Below are 15713 nucleotides of genomic sequence, written 5' to 3' on the forward strand. Positions count from 1 at the left end.
CCGCGACGGTAAGAGAGAGCGCTGGCGCGGCGCGCTATTTATCGCAGCTGAATCCGTTAGCGGCGGCCAGCTGCGCAAACCACAGCGCATTGCGTTTTATCTGCCGCTCGCCGGTCTCCAGATCCAGTCGCCAGAAGCCGTAGCGCCGTTTAAAGGCATTGATCCACGACCAGTTGTCGATAAACGTCCACTGGTGTACGCCAAAGCAGTTCGCGCCGTCGGCTATCGCCCGATGCAGCTGCACCAGATGCTCCTCCATCAGCTGGATGCGGAAAGTATCGTCTATCACCCCATCCGCTCCCGGCTCACCCTCTGCTTGCCGATCCATCGCAATACCAATTTCTGCGAGATACCACTTAATATTGCCGTAGTTATCGCGAATATTGGCGGCAATATCATAGATCGCCTGCGGCAGGATCTCGTTGTTATCACGATAGGGATTAAAGCGGCCCTGCGGGTTTACCGCGTTTTCGAAATAGTATTCCGGGGTGAAATAATCGAGGTCATAGTTGCCCTCACGCGCTTTTACCCGCCGCGGCACGTAATAGTTCACCCCTAAAAAATCGATATCCGCGCTGAGGATCAACGCCACGTCGTCTTTGCTGGTCGTCGGCAGGCAGTCGTGGGCGGCGAGGATCTCGCACAGCGCTTTGGGGAATTCATGTTTTACCAGCGGGTCAAGGAAGCTGCGGTTAAAAAGCAGGTCGGCATACCCGGCGGCTCTTTTATCCGCCTCGCTGTCGGTAAGGGTATAGCTCGGGGTCAGGTTGAGCACCACGCCGATCTCGCCCGCCAGCGCCAGTTCACGATAAGCCGTTACCGCTTTGGCGTGCGCCAGCATAATATTAAACGCCACCTTCGCCGCCAGCCGGCCATCTTTCTTACACGGATAGTGGAAGTCGTACAGGTAGCCTCCCTCAACGGGTACAATCGGTTCGTTGAAGGTGATCCAGTATTTAACCTTATGGCCAAACAGGCTAAAGGCGGTGCGGGCAAAGCGGGCAAACAGCTCGGCCACGTGCGCTGATTCAAAGCCGCCGTACTGCTTCTGCAGCGCTTCCGGCATATCAAAATGGTAGAGATTGATCATCGGCTCAATGCCGTTGGCGATCATTTCATCGAGATAAGCGTGATAAAAACGCACCGCGTCCGGGTCCGGCGCGCCGGTTTCCAAATCAGCGATCAGTCGTGACCATTGAATTGAGGTGCGAAACGAGTTGAAGCCGGTCTGTTTCATCAGCGCCACATCCTGCGGATACTGATGATAAGTATCACATACGGTTTGCGGCCCTACCTGTTGATAAAATCTCTCAGGCTGTTCGGCAAACCAGCTGTCCCAGATGGAACGATGGCGCTTATTGGCGACCCCTTCCGTTTGCGGGCCAGACGCCGCCGCCCCCCACAGAAACCCTTGCGGAAACTGATACTGCTGCATAACTTCTCCTTCGAAAAAAGGCTGCGCCCGTCTGGCGCAGCCTGAACGTACTACTCCGCGACCACTTCGATCGATTTAATGAACATGTAGCCCCAGTCGCCGGCGAAGCGGCCGAAGTCAACCTGATTGGTCCCCGCCTTAAGCGTCACCGGTATCCGTAGCTGCTGGCCCTGCTCATCCGTCTGCGGGAAGGCCACGGCCTGCGGGGCGCCCCCGTTGACGACAAACGAGTTCTGCTTACCGCCCCATTTACCGTTGAAGGTTACGTTGAGCAGGAACTGACCGCTCCACGGCGCCTGCACCTGCCAGCTGATCTTATCCCCCTCGCTGGCGAATGGGCCGAGGAAGCCGTCCTCGCCAACTGTCAGCGCGTCTTTTTCACTCTTCATTACCGTCAGGCGCCCCTCAGCCACGCCATAGACTTCGCCGTGATAACGACAGAAATCCGCCGGCGCTTTCCCCGTCGCCTCGCTCACCGTCACGGTCACGGTTTTGCTGCTTTTCAGCAGCCCATCGTCCGCCGTGAACGTCAGCGCATAGGTGCCTGGCGCCGTAAACCAGGCCCGGGTTTGAGCCCGATCGGCATGGCAGAAATGCACCTGTCCCTCACCGGCGTGCTGCCAGCCCACCTTAACCTCTCGCGACGGCAGGCCATCGTCCTGCCAGCTGGCCGTAAGCTCGACGCCCCGGTCCTGCGTGGTGGTTAGGGCCGGTTCCAGCGTGATAACCGGCGGCTGATTCTCCTCGCTATGCTGCACGCTAATCACATTGGAAGGGGCCGAACGACCGCTCTCGTTTTTCGCCGTCACCCGGTAGTAGTACGTGTGCCCGAGCTGAAGCTGACGATAATCGTCGCGGAACAGAACCATGGTTTCCGGGTTCCATTCGTTAACGCCATCGGAGATATCCCGGCCCACCACCGTCCACGGTCCGGTCGGCGAGGCGGCGCGTTCGACATCGTAACTGCGCCCCACCGCAGCGCCCATCCAGTTGATCGCGAAGGGCGAGGTGGTCTCCCGCAGCAAAGGCGCGTCCGGCTTCGGCAGCGGCGCCATCGTCTGCTGCCCGGCCATCTGCGCCGCGGCGGTGCGCACCAGATCGACCACCGCCTGCTCCTGGTTGGCTTCGCCTTCTTTGGCAAACCCCGGCAGGTGGTAGCTGTAGTGTCCGGTCGACTCCTTATGCCAGTAGAAGCCGCCGTCGTGACGATGGCCGCGGAAGCCCCAGATAAGCCCGCCGGCGGCTTGCGCCCCGTTGACCTCACTGTGAACAATCGACTGCATAATGGCGTTCAGTTGATCCGCCGGCAGCAGGCCAAACTCGCCGACGAGATAGACTTTTTGCCCGCCGACGGCGCGCAGATCCTGCGTGACCTGCCCGGGGTGGTTATTATCGGCATTGGTGTAATAGTGATTGCTGACGATATCCACATTGGGGTCTGTCAACGCAAACGGATTGATTTTCTTATAGGTGCCATCCACCACCAGCTGATGAGGGGCCCATTTTTTAATCCACGCCGCGGTCTGATGCAGGAAATCGGCGTTGGTATCCTCCAGCTCGTTACCGGTTTCCCAGGCCATGATCGCCTTTTCATCATAATAGGCGCGGCCGGTGACGGTATTTTTCCGGGTGATGACCTGGCGGATCACATCCAGATAGGCTTTGAAGGTCTTGCTATCGGTCCGATAAAAGTCTTCCGCTTTTTCATGATAGAACGCCGCCAGCTGCTCGCGCCCGCCCCACCACCACCAGTGGTCGATAAACGGCAGGATCAGTCGCAATCCTTGTTTATCCGCTTCGGCAATCATGTTGTCATACACCCGCATGGCTTTTTCATTCAGCCGCGGCATGCCGTCCGCCGTTTCCGGCGCCAGAATATGGGTCTCGCGGCCGCAGGCCTTATCAAATTCCTGCTGCACCGACAGCACGTAGACGCGCTGAGCTTTCGCCCCGGTTTGCACCATCGCCTGGATCCAGTTTTGCTGCTCCTGGGCCGTCGGCCATTTAAAATATTGCCCCCAGCCGCGCGGATCTGCCTTGCAGGGGCCGCGGGCGTCATCTTCAATACGGTGTAGCTCCGGGGCGTGGATCCCGGCGAAGCGAAACACCTTGTCGCCGTCCTTGAGAGTAGCGCCATCGCGGGTGATAAAGTGCGTAAAGTGCGAGCGCTCGGCGGCCAGCGCCCCGCCGGCTCCCAGCGCGGACAGCAGCCCCATCAGCAGCAGGTTTTTCATCGGCTTCATCGTTGTCTCTCCTTAGAACCAGACTTCGGCCTGTACGCCGAAGTTAACGGTGTCGGTTGAGCCACTGCGGGAGTACCCGCCGGCGGTGATGGTATTGGTATCCCAGTTGTAGTTGCCGTCCAGCGCATCGGATACGCCTTTATCCCACTTCGCATAGGTGACGAAGAAGCGCAGCTGCGGGCGTGCCCAGAAGCCGGAGTCAAAGGTCAGCGTTGGCGCAACGGTGACTTTAGTCAGGCCGCCTTTGCCTTTGCCGTTCACCCCTTTGTAGTTTTTGTCATCAAGGTATTCGTAGCCCAGCTCATATTGCATGGCAAAGTTGCGGGTGATCTGATGATAAGGGCGGATACCGGCGACCCACATCGAGCGTCCCCAGCCATTTTCATCTTCCGTCCACCAGCGGTAGTTTTTATCTTTCTGCCAGAAAGCGAAGGTGGAGATCTCCAGATCGCCCATCGAGGCCACGCTATCCAGCACCACTCGCCAGGACTGGGTGTTTTCCAGGTTGGCCCAGCCCCAGCCGTTTTTACCCAGCGAGTCGCCCGCCGCCAGCCCTTTGCCGTACTGCAATGCGAGGCGGGAGTAGCCTCCAGTCAGGCCGTAGAAGCCGTCAAAGTTATAAATACCGGTCACGCCATAGCCCTTCTCGGCGGAAGTCGGATGGTTTTCGTTACGGTTCATGTGGTGGCCGATCAGCTCCAGATCGAAGCCTGTCCCCGCGATCTTTTTCAGCCACAGGTTGAGGGAATAGTCATCCGGGTAGCCCTGATCTCCCTTATCCACCGGGTAGGCTTTGGTTTCATCGGTGGGTGAAAAGGCGTAGACCCCGGCGTCGAAGCGGGCGAAGCCGAGATCCATGTTGTCGAAGCCGCCGCCGGTGCCGTTGTACTGAATGTACTCCCAGTCGAACTGATGGCTGGAGGTGTTGGAGCTGCTGTAGCGCTTACCGGCCCAGAAAGTCATCTCCGGCGCAAAATCCAGATTGCTCAGCTCGGCGAACCCTTCACGAAACTGCACGTCATGGCCATCGTCATCCTGACAGTTCCAGTCGGAGGTACATTTCGACTGGTGAGTGAGGTTGGCCTGCACTTTCGCCACCACGCCGCTGTCCGCCGTCAGCGTCACGGTGGGGATCAGTTCGATCTTGGTGTCTTCTTCGTTGCCGAGTCGCCATTTGCCGTCCGGCATCAGGCCGACAGAGTCCGCGCGGTTGCCATCGGAATTGGCCAGGATCCCGGAGCGGATATAGCCATGCAGCGCAAAATCATACTTCGGATCGGCGCAGGCCATGTTGCTGGTCCCTGCCAGCGAGAGGAGAGCCAGAGGTATTGAATGTTTCAGCTTTATCATTATTTTTTTCCCACGTTATGTTTGTTAACACGAACCGATAACGGAGGGGAAATTTACGGATCAAAAATGGAAATGTACATCCATTAAGGGAAATCGCTTTCCATAATTGCCTATCTGGTTCACAAAATTCGCTCTGCGACGAATATATTCGTGAGACTGATCACATAAAATAACAAGAATGCCGCCGGGAGCCGGCAGTGGAGCGGAAGGAGGAGCAGATGAGCAGGTGCCGCCGGGGGATAAGCCGCCGACGGCAAGGGGATCAGCGTTCGGTTTCCGCGAGCTGACGTTCGTACACTTTGAAGAAGGGACGATAGAGCATCCAGGCGTTAAACATCGCGAACAGGCTCATACACAGATTTTTCCAGCTGCCGTTCGCCGACCATGCCGCCCCCAGCGGGGAAGGCATCGACCATGGCAGCATCGCCACCGCGCGATCGAGAATACCCAGCTGAGTTAAATACCATGCGATACAGGCGTTTATCAGTGGAACAAAGAGAAACGGCAGTAAAAAAACCGGGTTCATGATCACCGGAAAACCAAACAGTATCGGCTCGTTGATATTAAACAGCGACGGCAGCAGGCCAATCTTGGCCACGCTTTTCAGCTGCCGCGAGCGACTGCGCATCGCCATCAGCACCAGCGGCAAAGTGGAGCCAATACCACCGATCAGCAGGTAAAAATCCCAGAACCCCTGCAGATAAATATGCGGCAGCGTTGGCGAACCCGCCGCCAGCGCCTGCTGATTTTCAAACAGATAGGTCATCCAGAACGGGTTCATGATCCCGGTAATAATCAGCGCGCCGTGGATACCAATAAACCAGAGTAAGTTACAGATAAATAAAGAGATAAGTACCGCCATCAGCGTGTCGGACGCCAGCACCAGCGGCCGCACCGCTTCACTGATTAACTCCGGTACGATGCGCCCGGTGGTCTGCAGCAGTATGGCATTCATCACGCTTATCGACAGCATCACCACCAGCAGCGGGATCAGCAGTTGAAAGCCGTTGCGGGTCATCAGCGGCACTTCATCAGGCAAGCGAATACACCAGCCTTTTTTGTAGAAAAAGCGAATTATCTCAATGGAATAGGTGCTGGATATCAGGGCGGTAAATATCCCCATGCCGCCGAGATAAACGTTGCTCACCGCGCTCTCGCGAAAGCCGATAAACAGCAAAAACGCCAGAGACCCGGTTAAACCGCACAGCCGTTCCGGCAGGCGGTACTGCTTGGCGAGGCTGGCGCTGGCGCCGAAGGCGACAATCAGCGCCACCAGGCCAATGGTTAGCTGAAAGGTCGGCAGCAGGATAGGCCGCAGCAGCAAATAGACCTGGCCGAAACGCGAGGCGCCGTCGATGGAAACGGGCGGAAACAAAATGGGAACCAACAGGCTGCCAACAATCACAAAGGGCATTGCCAGCGCAAAGCTATCGCGCATCGCCGTAATGTGGTTGTTGCGCGTCAGGACATTCGCCAGCGGCGCCAGCCGCTGCTCGATGATGTCCACGGCCACATTCATTAACTGAATGTTCATACTCCTACCTTTGCGAATGGTTGTCTCGCCGGGATGATCGCCCACAACACCGGAAAGTGAAAGCCTGCCATAGGTGATCATGGTCACAATTAATAAATCCACAAACGGAAAGCGCTTTCCGTAATGCATCCATTTTGACTATAGTCCGCACATCCAACCTCATCAGGAGCGGTAGTTATGAAAAAAATAATGTTGTGTTGTTCGGCAGGCATGTCCACCAGCCTGCTGATGAAAAAAATGATCGCGGAAGCCGAACAGCGGGGTCTGGCGGTAGAGATCAACGCCTATGGCGTAGCGGAGTTCGCCGAACAGGTCGGCCATTATCAGGTGGTGCTGCTGGGGCCGCAGGTGAAATACATGCAGCAGGATCTGCAAAAACAGGCGGATAAATACGGTATCCGCGTCGAACCCATCAATATGATGGACTACGGCATGCAAAAAGGCGCCGCGGTCCTCGATTTCGCCCTTTCCCTTATCGAAAACAAAAACTAAGGAAAGATCATGAGCTCTCTGTACGCTAAATTGATCGATGTGATCGAACGGCAGATCACGCCGCTGGCCGGCGCGATCTGCCAGCAAAAATACGTGACCTCGATCCGCGACGGCTTTATCACTGCCCTGCCCTTTATGATCGTCGGCTCGTTTTTGCTGGTGTTTATCTTTCCGCCGTTTTCTCCGGATACGACCTGGGGCTTTGCCCGCGCCTGGCTGCAATTTTCGCTCGATCATCGCGATGCGCTGATGCTGCCGTTCAACTTCAGCATGGGGGTGATGACCCTGTTCATTGCCGTCGGGATCGCCGCCAGCCTCGCCAAGCACCATCACCTGGACTCGCTGACCGCCGGGATGCTGTCGCTGATGTCGTTTCTGCTGGTGGCCGCGCCGCTGAAAGAGGGCCAGATCTCTACGGCCTACTTCTCCGGCCAGGGGATCTTTACCGCCATTCTGGTGGCCATCTATTCCACCGAGCTGTACGCCTTCCTCAAACGGCATAACATCACCATTCGCCTGCCGCCGGAAGTACCCGCCGGGGTGGCGCGTTCGTTTGAAATCCTGATCCCGGTGCTGGCGATCATTCTGACGCTGCATCCGCTGAACCTGTTTATCGAGGCTCAGCTGGGGATGATCATTCCGGAAGCGATCATGTCGCTGGTGAAACCGCTGGTCGCCGCCTCCGATACGCTGCCGGCGATCCTGCTGTCAGTGCTGGTCTGTCAGGTGCTGTGGTTCGCCGGGATCCACGGCGCGCTGATCGTCACCGGGATCATGAACCCGTTCTGGATGGCCAACCTGTCGGTCAATCAGGCGGCGATGGCGGCAGGTACTGCTATCCCGCACATCTATGTGCAGGGCTTCTGGGATCACTATCTGCTGATCGGCGGCGTCGGATCCACCCTGCCGCTGGCGCTGATGCTGTTGCGCAGCAAGGCCGTGCATCTGCGGACGATCGGCCGGATGGGGGTCGTGCCTGGGGTCTTCAATATTAACGAACCAATTCTGTTTGGCGCGCCGATCATCATGAACCCGCTGTTTTTCCTGCCGTTCGTGCTGGTGCCGATGGTCAACGCAACCCTGGCGTACTTTGCGCTGAAGCTGGACCTGGTCAGCCGCGTAGTGTCGATGACGCCGTGGACAACGCCGGCCCCCATCGGCGCCTCATGGGCGGCGAACTGGAGCTTTAGCCCGGTGATCCTGTGCCTCATCTGTATGGCCACCGCCATGGTGATGTACCTGCCATTTCTCAAAGCTTACGAAAAACAGCTGCTGGCCCAGGAGCGTGAAAACGCCGTCGGCCAGGCTGACAACGCGGCGCAAACCGCTTAACGCTAACGATTCAGAGGATAATCATGGAATTAGAAGAACAGGTGATGGGGATCATCATCAACGCCGGTCAGTCACGCAGCCTGTGCTACGAAGCGCTGCACGCCGCCAAAGCGGGTGATTTCGCCACCGCCGACGCCAAAATGCAGGAAGCGGCCCACTATTCCCGTGAGGCGCACCTTGTGCAGACCCAGCTTATCGAAGCTGACGAAGGCGAGGGAAAAACCAAAATGACGCTGGTGATGGTCCATGCTCAGGATCACCTGATGACCTCCATTCTGGCGAAAGAGCTGATTGCCGAACTGATAGCGATTTACCGCGCGCAACCGCTTCACGCCTAGCGCGTTCCCCGGCCAGGCGCGCTGGCCGGGTCTGATTCCCCGAGGTCACTATGTTACATCTTGGAATAGATATTGGCGGCACCAAAATGGAAGCCGTACTGCTGGATCCGGCGGGCGAATGCGTTCAGCGTCTGCGCCGGCCGACCCACAAAGAGAGCTATGACGCCTTTATGCGCCAGCTGCTAACCCTGATTGCCGATATTCGCGCAGTCAGCCCGCAGCCATTCACCCTGGGGCTCGGCCTGCCCGGGGCTATCGATCCGCAAAGTGAGCGTATTAAAAACTGCAACTGCCTGGTGCTCAACGGCCACGATCTGCGCCGGGATATCATGCAGCAGCTTGGCCAGCCGGTGTGGATGGCAAACGATGCCGACTGCTTCACCCTTTCGGAGGCGGTGGATGGCGCCGGCGCCGGGGCCACCACCGTCTTCGGGGTGATTATCGGTACCGGCTGCGGCGGCGGGATTGCCGTTCATCAACAGCTGCTCAGCGGCCCCAACGCTATCGCCGGTGAATGGGGGCATAATCCGCTGCCGGGCTATACTCCTGAGCGCGATGGCCCGCCGCAGCCCTGCTACTGCGGCAAAACGAACTGCATCGAAAGCTTTCTCTCCGGCACCGGCTTCGCCCGCCGCTATGGGGAACAGGCGCGTGCGGAAGCCATTATCGCCGCGGCGCAAAACGGCGATCCGCGCGCACTGGCCCACTGGCGCCATTTTATCGACGCCTTTGCCCGCAGCCTGGCGTCGGTGATCAATATTCTCGACCCGCAGGTGATTGTGCTGGGCGGCGGTCTGTCCAACGTCAGCCAGATCTATCGCGATCTGCCTGCCGCCATCGTGCCGTGGATCTTCTCCGACAGCTGTCGCACGCAGATCAAACCGGCCCGCTTCGGCGACGCCAGCGGCGTGCGCGGCGCGGCCTGGCTGCCCCGGCTGGCCAGCGCTGCGGACGGGCGGCGGTAGACACTTTTTTCAGCAGGTATGTTAAGCTAGGCGAAAATGTCCAGACAGAAAAAGCCATGCCAACGATTGATGATGTTTCAAGATTAGCGAATGTCTCAAGAGCGACGGTTTCCCGCGTGCTGACCGGCACCCGGGGCGTGCGCGAAGAGAGCCGGGAAGCTGTGCTGCGGGCCGTTGAAGAACTCAACTATCGCCCGAGCTTTGCCGCGCAAAACCTCGCCAGTCAGACATCCAGCCATGTTGGTCTGGTGATTTCCGCGCAGGACGAAAGCCACGGCGCGCGTCTGCTGCCGCTCCTTTCTCAGGCGCTGAAGGGGCTGAATAAAAGCCTGCTGGTCCAGTACGTCAGCGACCCGGTAGAGCAGGCGGCGGTAATCGACGATCTGCAGCGCCAGTGCGTGGCGGTGGTGGTGCTGGGCGCCGTTGCCGCCGACGCGCCGCGCAACGTTATCGCCTTCGACCGCTTCGGCGTCGCCGGGAGCAACAGCCAGGGCTATGACTTCGCCTTCGCCACTGAAAGCGCCTGCCGCTATGTGATTGGCAAGGGACACCGCAACATCGCCCTGCTGGTGGACAGCGACAGCGACGATGCCAGCCGCCAGATGCTGGAAGGCTACCGCAACGTCCTGCAGAACTACTCCATTCCTTTTAACCGCCAGCTGGTGCTGACGGCCAACGATGACGTCGAGCAGGCGCTGCTGACCTTAATTAACAGCTTCAGTAAATACTCGGTCATTATCGTTAAACGCGACCGCTATGCGGCCGAGGCGATGCGCCTGCTGCGCGAATTCACCATCGCCGTCCCGCAGGAGGTTTCCCTGCTGAGCCTTGAGGATTCCCCCCTCGCCTCGCTGCTCTATCCGCCGCTGACCTGCATCTCCTGGCCACTGGAGGCGCTGCTGGAAAACTGTATTCAGCGTATTCGCAGCCTGATTGACGACCGGCCAACCTTCACCGCCGAGGGCCGCTCGCTGGCTGGCCGCCTGATCCCGCGCCAGTCGGTCGCCGATATCGCCTGATCTCCGCCCGGTTCACGCCGGGCCAGCCTTATCTCCCCCTTTCTTGTCGCTTTCGTTTCCCGGCTCATTATTACCCAAGCATGCAAATAAGAATTATTTTCATTTATAAATAGCTTGTGCTATATAACATAGCAATGGCTATAACCGCTGGGAAATTAACCACACCATTGCGAGGGATCCTATGCAACACCTGACACCGCTGAAATCATTGCTGCTGGCCAGCGCGCTGGCTCTGCTGGCCGCGGCGCCGGCCACCGCGCAGGAGAAATTCAGGGTTATCACCACCTTCACGGTTATCGCCGATATGGCGCAGAACGTGGCGGGCGATGCCGCCGACGTCAGCTCCATCACCAAACCGGGCGCAGAGATCCATGATTACCAGCCCACGCCAGGCGATATCAAACGCGCGCAGGGGGCGCAGCTAATCCTCAGCAATGGGCTTAATCTCGAACGGTGGTTTGCCCGCTTCTATCAGCACTTACAGGGCGTTCCGGAGGTGGTGGTCAGCGACGGGATCCAGCCGATGGGCATCAGCGCAGGACCCTATAGCGGGAAGCCCAATCCCCATGCCTGGATGTCGGCAGATAACGCCCTGATCTATGTCGATAATATTCGCGATGCGCTGGTGAAATACGATCCGCCTCACGCCGACACCTATCGCCGTAACGCTGAGGCCTATAAAGAAAAGATCCGCCAGACCATGGCGCCGCTGCAGGCCAGACTGGCGCAACTGCCGGCGGATAAGCGCTGGCTGGTCACCAGCGAGGGGGCCTTCTCCTATCTGGCCCGCGACTATGGTCTGCGCGAACTGTATCTGTGGCCGATCAATGCCGACCAGCAGGGCACTCCGCAACAGGTGCGCAAGGTTATCGACACCATGAAGAAAGAACGCATCCCGACCATCTTCAGCGAAAGCACCATCTCCGATAAACCGGCGCGTCAGGTGGCGCGCGAAGCCGGGGCCCACTACGGCGGCGTGCTGTATGTCGATTCGCTGAGCGCCGCCGACGGTCCGGTGCCGACCTGGCTCGACCTGCTGCGCGTCACCACAGAAACCATCGTTAACGGTATCCAGGACGGGATGAGGAAGCAGCCATGAATGCAGTGCAAGCGGGTCTGTATGTCGACCAGCTCACCGTCACCTGGCGTAACGGCCACACTGCCCTGCGCGACGCCTCCTTCAGCGTACCGCGCGGCTCCATTGCCGCGCTGGTGGGCGTTAACGGCTCGGGTAAATCCACACTGTTTAAAGCGCTGATGGGCTTTGTGCGCGTCGGCCGCGGCGAGATCGCCATACTCGGCCAGCCGGTCAACCGCGCGCTGCGCCAGAACCTGGTCGCCTATGTCCCGCAGTCGGAAGAGGTGGACTGGTCCTTCCCGGTGCTGGTGGAGGATGTGGTGATGATGGGCCGCTACGGCCATATGGGCTGGCTGCGGCGGGCAAAGCCGCGCGATCGCGAGATTGTCGATGCCGCGCTGGCCCGCGTGGGCATGAGCGAGTACCGCCATCGGCAAATTGGCGAGCTCTCCGGCGGGCAGAAAAAGCGCGTTTTCCTTGCCCGCGCCATCGCTCAGCAGGGTCAGGTGATCCTGCTGGATGAGCCTTTCACCGGCGTCGATGTGCAGACCGAAGCGCGCATCATCAGCCTGCTGCGCGAACTCCGCGCTGAGGGTTGTACCATGCTGGTCTCCACCCATAACCTCGGGTCAGTGAGTGAATATTGCGATTATACGGTGATGGTAAAAGGCACCGTGCTGGCCAGCGGCCCGACGGAAACCACCTTCACCGCCGAGAATCTGGAGCGGGCTTTCAGCGGCGTGCTGCGCCACGTCGCCCTGACCGGCGGGGAAGCGCAGATTATCACCGATGACGAACGGCCGTTTATCAGCCGGCGCGCGGCGGGAGGCCCGCAATGAGCTGGCTGCTGGAGCCGTTTGGCTATCACTATATGCTCAATGCGATGTGGGTGTCGGCGCTGGTAGGCGGCGTCTGCGCCTTTCTCTCCTGCTACCTGATGCTCAAAGGCTGGTCGTTGATTGGCGACGCCCTCTCCCACGCGATTGTGCCAGGCGTCGCCGGGGCCTATATGCTCGGCCTGCCTTTCGCGCTCGGCGCGTTTCTCTCCGGCGGTCTGGCGGCGGGCAGCATGCTGTTTTTGCAGCAGCGGTCGCGGCTGAAAGAGGATGCCATTATCGGCCTGATCTTCTCCTCCTTCTTCGGGATCGGGCTGTTTATGGTGTCGCTGAATCCGACGTCGGTGAATATTCAGACCATTATCCTCGGCAACATTCTGGCCATCGCCCCGGAGGATATTATCCAGCTGGCGGCGATCGGCTTTATCTCGATGGCGATCCTGTTGCTGAAATGGAAAGACCTGATGGTGACCTTCTTTGATGAAAACCACGCCCGCTCGATTGGCCTGAACACCCGCGGCCTGAAGCTGCTGTTCTTTACCCTGCTGGCCGCCTGCACCGTGGCGGCGCTGCAGACCGTCGGCGCGTTTCTGGTCATCTGCCTGGTGGTGACTCCCGGGGCCACCGCGTGGCTGTTAACCGACCGCTTTCCGCGCCTGCTGGCCATCGCCGTGGCTATCGGCAGTGTGACCAGTTTCTTCGGCGCCTGGCTCAGTTACTATCTCGACGGCGCCACCGGCGGCATTATCGTGGTCGCGCAAACGCTGTTGTTCCTCATCACCTTTATCTTCGCGCCGAAGCACGGCCTGCTGGCCAACCGCCGTCGCGCCAGGGAGGCCACATGCTGAATCTGTTCCTGGCCCCGTTCCAGTTTCCTTTTATGGTCAATGCGATAGCGGTATCGATCATCGTGGCCGTGCCCTGCGCGCTACTGTCGGTGTTTCTGGTGCTCAAAGGCTGGGCGCTAATGGGCGACGCCATGAGCCACGCGGTCTTTCCGGGCGTGGTGCTGGCCTACATCCTTGGCATTCCTTTCGCCATCGGCGCGTTTATCGCCGGGCTGTTGTGCGCCGTGACGACCGGTTTTCTCGACGATAACAGCCGCCTTAAGCGCGATACCATTATGGGAATTGTCTTCTCCGGCATGTTTGGCGGCGGGCTGGTGCTGTACGTGGCGATCCAGTCCGATGTGCATCTCGACCATATCCTGTTCGGCGATATGCTGGGGATATCCCTTCGCGATATTGGTCAGACGGCGGCTATCGCGCTGGTGATTGCGCTGATTATCGGCCTTAAATGGCGCGATTTTTTGCTGCACGCCTTTGACCCGACGCAGGCCAAAGCCAGCGGCCTGCGCGGCGGACTGCTGCACTACGGCCTGCTGTGCATGATCGCCCTGACCATCGTCGCGACGCTGCAGTCGGTGGGGATTATTTTGTCGATTTCGCTGCTGATTGCTCCCGGAGCGATCGCGCTTCTGCTGGTGAGACGCTTTATCCACGCCCTGCTGCTGGCGGTAGCGGTGGCCATCGGCTGCTCGGCGGGAGGGGTGTGGCTGGCGTTTTATCTCGACAGCGCGCCGGCGCCGACGATCGTGGTGCTGTTTACCGCGCTGTTTGTGGTCGCCTTTGTGGCAAGCACAATTCGGGATAGCCAGAAACAGAAAACTTCAGCAATCATCCCCGGTGGCGGCTAATGCCTTAGCGGGGCCGACTTGTCGCCCGGCTACGCGCCGCGCTGACCAGGGAAAGGCCGCTATTTTTTCGGTCGGTATTTTTCCGGCAGCGCCGGCACCGGGCGCCTGTCGTCCAGCAGATGGCGAATAGTGAGGATCGGGTGGCGCCAGAGCATCCGCGGCCCGGCCCAGCGCATAATCTGCTTCATCTCTTCGCGCTTCGCCGGCTGGTAGCAATGTACCGGACACTGCTTGCAGGCCGGTTTGTTCTCGCCAAACACGCATTTATCAAGGCGCTTGTCGGCGTAGGCGTTCAGCGCCTGATAGTGATCATTATTGGCCAGCGCCTCGGGACAGCGCCGCTGGTAGAGGGCAATCATCCGCTGAATCGTCATCTTTTCCCGTTCGATACGCTTCCCCATCTCCCCGCCTTTCGTCTGTTTTTAAGATGCATTTATTCTACACCTTAATGTCCATACCCGACCAGACTCACTGCTTCAGATGCTGGATCAGCTGTAAGGCCGCCCCGGAAAGCACCCCGAAATGGCTGTAGGCGTAGAAATCGCGGATAAAGACGCTGCCCTCAACCTCAAGCGGGCGTAGCAGACCCAGCGCTTCTTCATGCCGGTAAACCGGGGCTGGCATCGAGGTTAACAGATCGCTTTCGCACAGAAAGGCCTTAATGGCCGAGGAGGATGCGCACTCGATAACCGGCTGCGGACAGGGTAGCTGATGGGCGCGGAAGATATCCTCAAGGATGTTCATCGGGGTACTTAACGGCGGCGGCATGATCCACGGATAGTCCAGCATCGCCTCCAGAGTGACGTCTGCCGCCTGATGCAGCGGATGGTGCTGCCTGGCGACGATGCAGATCCGGTCCTGCCAGTTGATTTTGCCGCGCACCACGATTTTCTCATCATGCGGTAAGGGGCCGCAGAGGGCGATATCGATATCGTGCATCAGCAATAATTTAAACAGCTCGGAGTCTATGCGATCGACGATGCGCAGATGGATTTGGGGATGGCGCTGATGGAAAACCGCCAGTTTATCGATGAAATGGCTGGTCAGCAGGCTGGAAACGCAGCCAATCCGCAGGATGCCTTTCCCGGCGCCGCGGATAAGCTCAATCTCCTCACGAGCTTTTTGTTCGGTATTCAGCATCGTCATCGCATAGGGTAAAAAGGCGCTACCGTACTCGCTCAACGCCATACCATGCTTATGTCTTTCGAATAACGTCGCGCTCAGGTCCGCTTCCAGGCTCAATAGCAGCCGGCTCAGTCCCGACTGGGTGATCCCCATTTTCTCCGCAGCCAGGGTCATATTGCCTTCGTGAGCGACGGTAATAAACGCCTGAATCTGCTTAAATTTCATTGGCATGATATTTACTCATTGAACAAACGGTTTTTACATTTCCCC

At 58.7% G+C, this 15713-nt stretch carries 15 protein-coding genes; 9 read left to right on the forward strand and 6 right to left on the reverse strand.

Translation table 11 applies throughout. The annotated features are described in order from the left end of the window. Positions 1-34 precede the first annotated feature (34 nt). The 4 genes from ACKLKD_RS00115 to ACKLKD_RS00130 all read right to left on the reverse strand — a co-directional run bounded on the left by ACKLKD_RS00115 (position 35) and on the right by ACKLKD_RS00130 (position 6562). A complete protein-coding gene (locus tag ACKLKD_RS00115) occupies positions 35-1435 on the reverse strand; it encodes a glycoside hydrolase family 1 protein (RefSeq protein ID WP_025712793.1) in 1401 nt (466 codons plus the stop codon). Positions 1436-1485: 50 nt separating this feature from the next. Beyond that, a complete protein-coding gene (locus ACKLKD_RS00120) occupies positions 1486-3678 on the reverse strand; it encodes a CBM35 domain-containing protein (protein ID WP_025712794.1) in 2193 nt (730 codons plus the stop codon). A gap of 12 nt (positions 3679-3690) precedes the next feature. Further along, the gene (locus ACKLKD_RS00125) at positions 3691-5028 is read right to left on the reverse strand and encodes a maltoporin (RefSeq protein ID WP_025712795.1); all 1338 of its coding nucleotides are present in this window, start codon (positions 5026-5028) and stop codon (positions 3691-3693) included. 262 nt (positions 5029-5290) lie between these two features. After that, the gene (locus ACKLKD_RS00130) at positions 5291-6562 is read right to left on the reverse strand and encodes a PTS sugar transporter subunit IIC (protein ID WP_025712796.1); all 1272 of its coding nucleotides are present in this window, start codon (positions 6560-6562) and stop codon (positions 5291-5293) included. 177 nt (positions 6563-6739) lie between these two features. Between ACKLKD_RS00130 and ACKLKD_RS00135 the strand changes: the two genes are divergently transcribed. The 9 genes from ACKLKD_RS00135 (at position 6740) to ACKLKD_RS00175 (ending at position 14318) form a co-directional block, all read left to right on the forward strand. Continuing rightward, positions 6740-7054, forward strand: coding sequence for a PTS sugar transporter subunit IIB (locus ACKLKD_RS00135; RefSeq protein WP_025712797.1), 315 nt, complete (start codon positions 6740-6742; stop codon positions 7052-7054). 9 nt (positions 7055-7063) lie between these two features. Then, positions 7064-8386: a PTS sugar transporter subunit IIC gene (locus ACKLKD_RS00140; RefSeq protein ID WP_087804568.1), complete on the forward strand. Its 1323-nt coding sequence runs from the start codon at positions 7064-7066 to the stop codon at positions 8384-8386. Between the two features lie 23 nt (positions 8387-8409). Continuing rightward, the gene (locus tag ACKLKD_RS00145) at positions 8410-8724 is read left to right on the forward strand and encodes a PTS lactose/cellobiose transporter subunit IIA (protein WP_002914983.1); all 315 of its coding nucleotides are present in this window, start codon (positions 8410-8412) and stop codon (positions 8722-8724) included. 50 nt (positions 8725-8774) lie between these two features. Continuing rightward, positions 8775-9689 (forward strand): ROK family protein, encoded by a 915-nt coding sequence (locus ACKLKD_RS00150; RefSeq protein ID WP_080897123.1) that lies wholly within the window; start codon positions 8775-8777, stop codon positions 9687-9689. 56 nt (positions 9690-9745) lie between these two features. Next, positions 9746-10708: a LacI family DNA-binding transcriptional regulator gene (locus ACKLKD_RS00155; protein WP_025712799.1), complete on the forward strand. Its 963-nt coding sequence runs from the start codon at positions 9746-9748 to the stop codon at positions 10706-10708. A gap of 181 nt (positions 10709-10889) precedes the next feature. Beyond that, the gene (locus tag ACKLKD_RS00160; protein WP_025712800.1) at positions 10890-11807 is read left to right on the forward strand and encodes a metal ABC transporter substrate-binding protein; all 918 of its coding nucleotides are present in this window, start codon (positions 10890-10892) and stop codon (positions 11805-11807) included. Next, a complete protein-coding gene (locus ACKLKD_RS00165) occupies positions 11804-12625 on the forward strand; it encodes a manganese/iron ABC transporter ATP-binding protein (protein ID WP_025712801.1) in 822 nt (273 codons plus the stop codon). The genes ACKLKD_RS00160 and ACKLKD_RS00165 overlap by 4 nt, the downstream gene beginning before the upstream one ends. Next, positions 12622-13470 carry an iron/manganese ABC transporter permease subunit SitC gene (gene sitC / locus ACKLKD_RS00170; RefSeq protein WP_025712802.1) on the forward strand — a complete coding sequence of 283 codons (849 nt, stop codon included), beginning with the start codon at positions 12622-12624 and terminating at the stop codon, positions 13468-13470. The genes ACKLKD_RS00165 and sitC overlap by 4 nt, the downstream gene beginning before the upstream one ends. After that, a complete protein-coding gene (locus tag ACKLKD_RS00175; protein ID WP_009308490.1) occupies positions 13464-14318 on the forward strand; it encodes a metal ABC transporter permease in 855 nt (284 codons plus the stop codon). Before sitC ends, ACKLKD_RS00175 begins: the two co-directional genes overlap by 7 nt. Positions 14319-14377: 59 nt before the next feature. Here the strand turns inward: ACKLKD_RS00175 and ACKLKD_RS00180 are convergent, their stop codons facing one another. Together ACKLKD_RS00180 and ACKLKD_RS00185 are read right to left on the reverse strand one after the other, a co-directional pair. Further along, complete coding sequence (locus ACKLKD_RS00180) at positions 14378-14719, reverse strand: nitrous oxide-stimulated promoter family protein (protein ID WP_009308491.1); 342 nt, start codon at positions 14717-14719, stop codon at positions 14378-14380. A gap of 67 nt (positions 14720-14786) precedes the next feature. After that, positions 14787-15674 (reverse strand): LysR substrate-binding domain-containing protein, encoded by an 888-nt coding sequence (locus ACKLKD_RS00185; protein ID WP_009308492.1) that lies wholly within the window; start codon positions 15672-15674, stop codon positions 14787-14789. Positions 15675-15713: the final 39 nt, after the last annotated feature.

Source organism: Klebsiella sp. 10982, assembly GCF_048589245.1.
Classification (GTDB): Bacteria; Pseudomonadota; Gammaproteobacteria; order Enterobacterales; family Enterobacteriaceae; genus Klebsiella; species Klebsiella quasivariicola.

Bases quoted from the DNA above. Each gene is read 5' to 3' on its own strand.
- ACKLKD_RS00115 (WP_025712793.1), bottom strand. From the start codon at position 1,435: ATGCAGCAGTATCAGTTTCCGCAAGGGTTTCTGTGGGGGGCGGCGGCG.
- ACKLKD_RS00120 (WP_025712794.1), bottom strand. From the start codon at position 3,678: ATGAAGCCGATGAAAAACCTGCTGCTGATGGGGCTGCTGTCCGCGCTG.
- ACKLKD_RS00125 (WP_025712795.1), bottom strand. From the start codon at position 5,028: ATGATAAAGCTGAAACATTCAATACCTCTGGCTCTCCTCTCGCTGGCA.
- ACKLKD_RS00130 (WP_025712796.1), bottom strand. From the start codon at position 6,562: ATGAACATTCAGTTAATGAATGTGGCCGTGGACATCATCGAGCAGCGG.
- ACKLKD_RS00135 (WP_025712797.1), top strand. From the start codon at position 6,740: ATGAAAAAAATAATGTTGTGTTGTTCGGCAGGCATGTCCACCAGCCTG.
- ACKLKD_RS00140 (WP_087804568.1), top strand. From the start codon at position 7,064: ATGAGCTCTCTGTACGCTAAATTGATCGATGTGATCGAACGGCAGATC.
- ACKLKD_RS00145 (WP_002914983.1), top strand. From the start codon at position 8,410: ATGGAATTAGAAGAACAGGTGATGGGGATCATCATCAACGCCGGTCAG.
- ACKLKD_RS00150 (WP_080897123.1), top strand. From the start codon at position 8,775: ATGTTACATCTTGGAATAGATATTGGCGGCACCAAAATGGAAGCCGTA.
- ACKLKD_RS00155 (WP_025712799.1), top strand. From the start codon at position 9,746: ATGCCAACGATTGATGATGTTTCAAGATTAGCGAATGTCTCAAGAGCG.
- ACKLKD_RS00160 (WP_025712800.1), top strand. From the start codon at position 10,890: ATGCAACACCTGACACCGCTGAAATCATTGCTGCTGGCCAGCGCGCTG.
- ACKLKD_RS00165 (WP_025712801.1), top strand. From the start codon at position 11,804: ATGAATGCAGTGCAAGCGGGTCTGTATGTCGACCAGCTCACCGTCACC.
- sitC (WP_025712802.1), top strand. From the start codon at position 12,622: ATGAGCTGGCTGCTGGAGCCGTTTGGCTATCACTATATGCTCAATGCG.
- ACKLKD_RS00175 (WP_009308490.1), top strand. From the start codon at position 13,464: ATGCTGAATCTGTTCCTGGCCCCGTTCCAGTTTCCTTTTATGGTCAAT.
- ACKLKD_RS00180 (WP_009308491.1), bottom strand. From the start codon at position 14,719: ATGGGGAAGCGTATCGAACGGGAAAAGATGACGATTCAGCGGATGATT.
- ACKLKD_RS00185 (WP_009308492.1), bottom strand. From the start codon at position 15,674: ATGCCAATGAAATTTAAGCAGATTCAGGCGTTTATTACCGTCGCTCAC.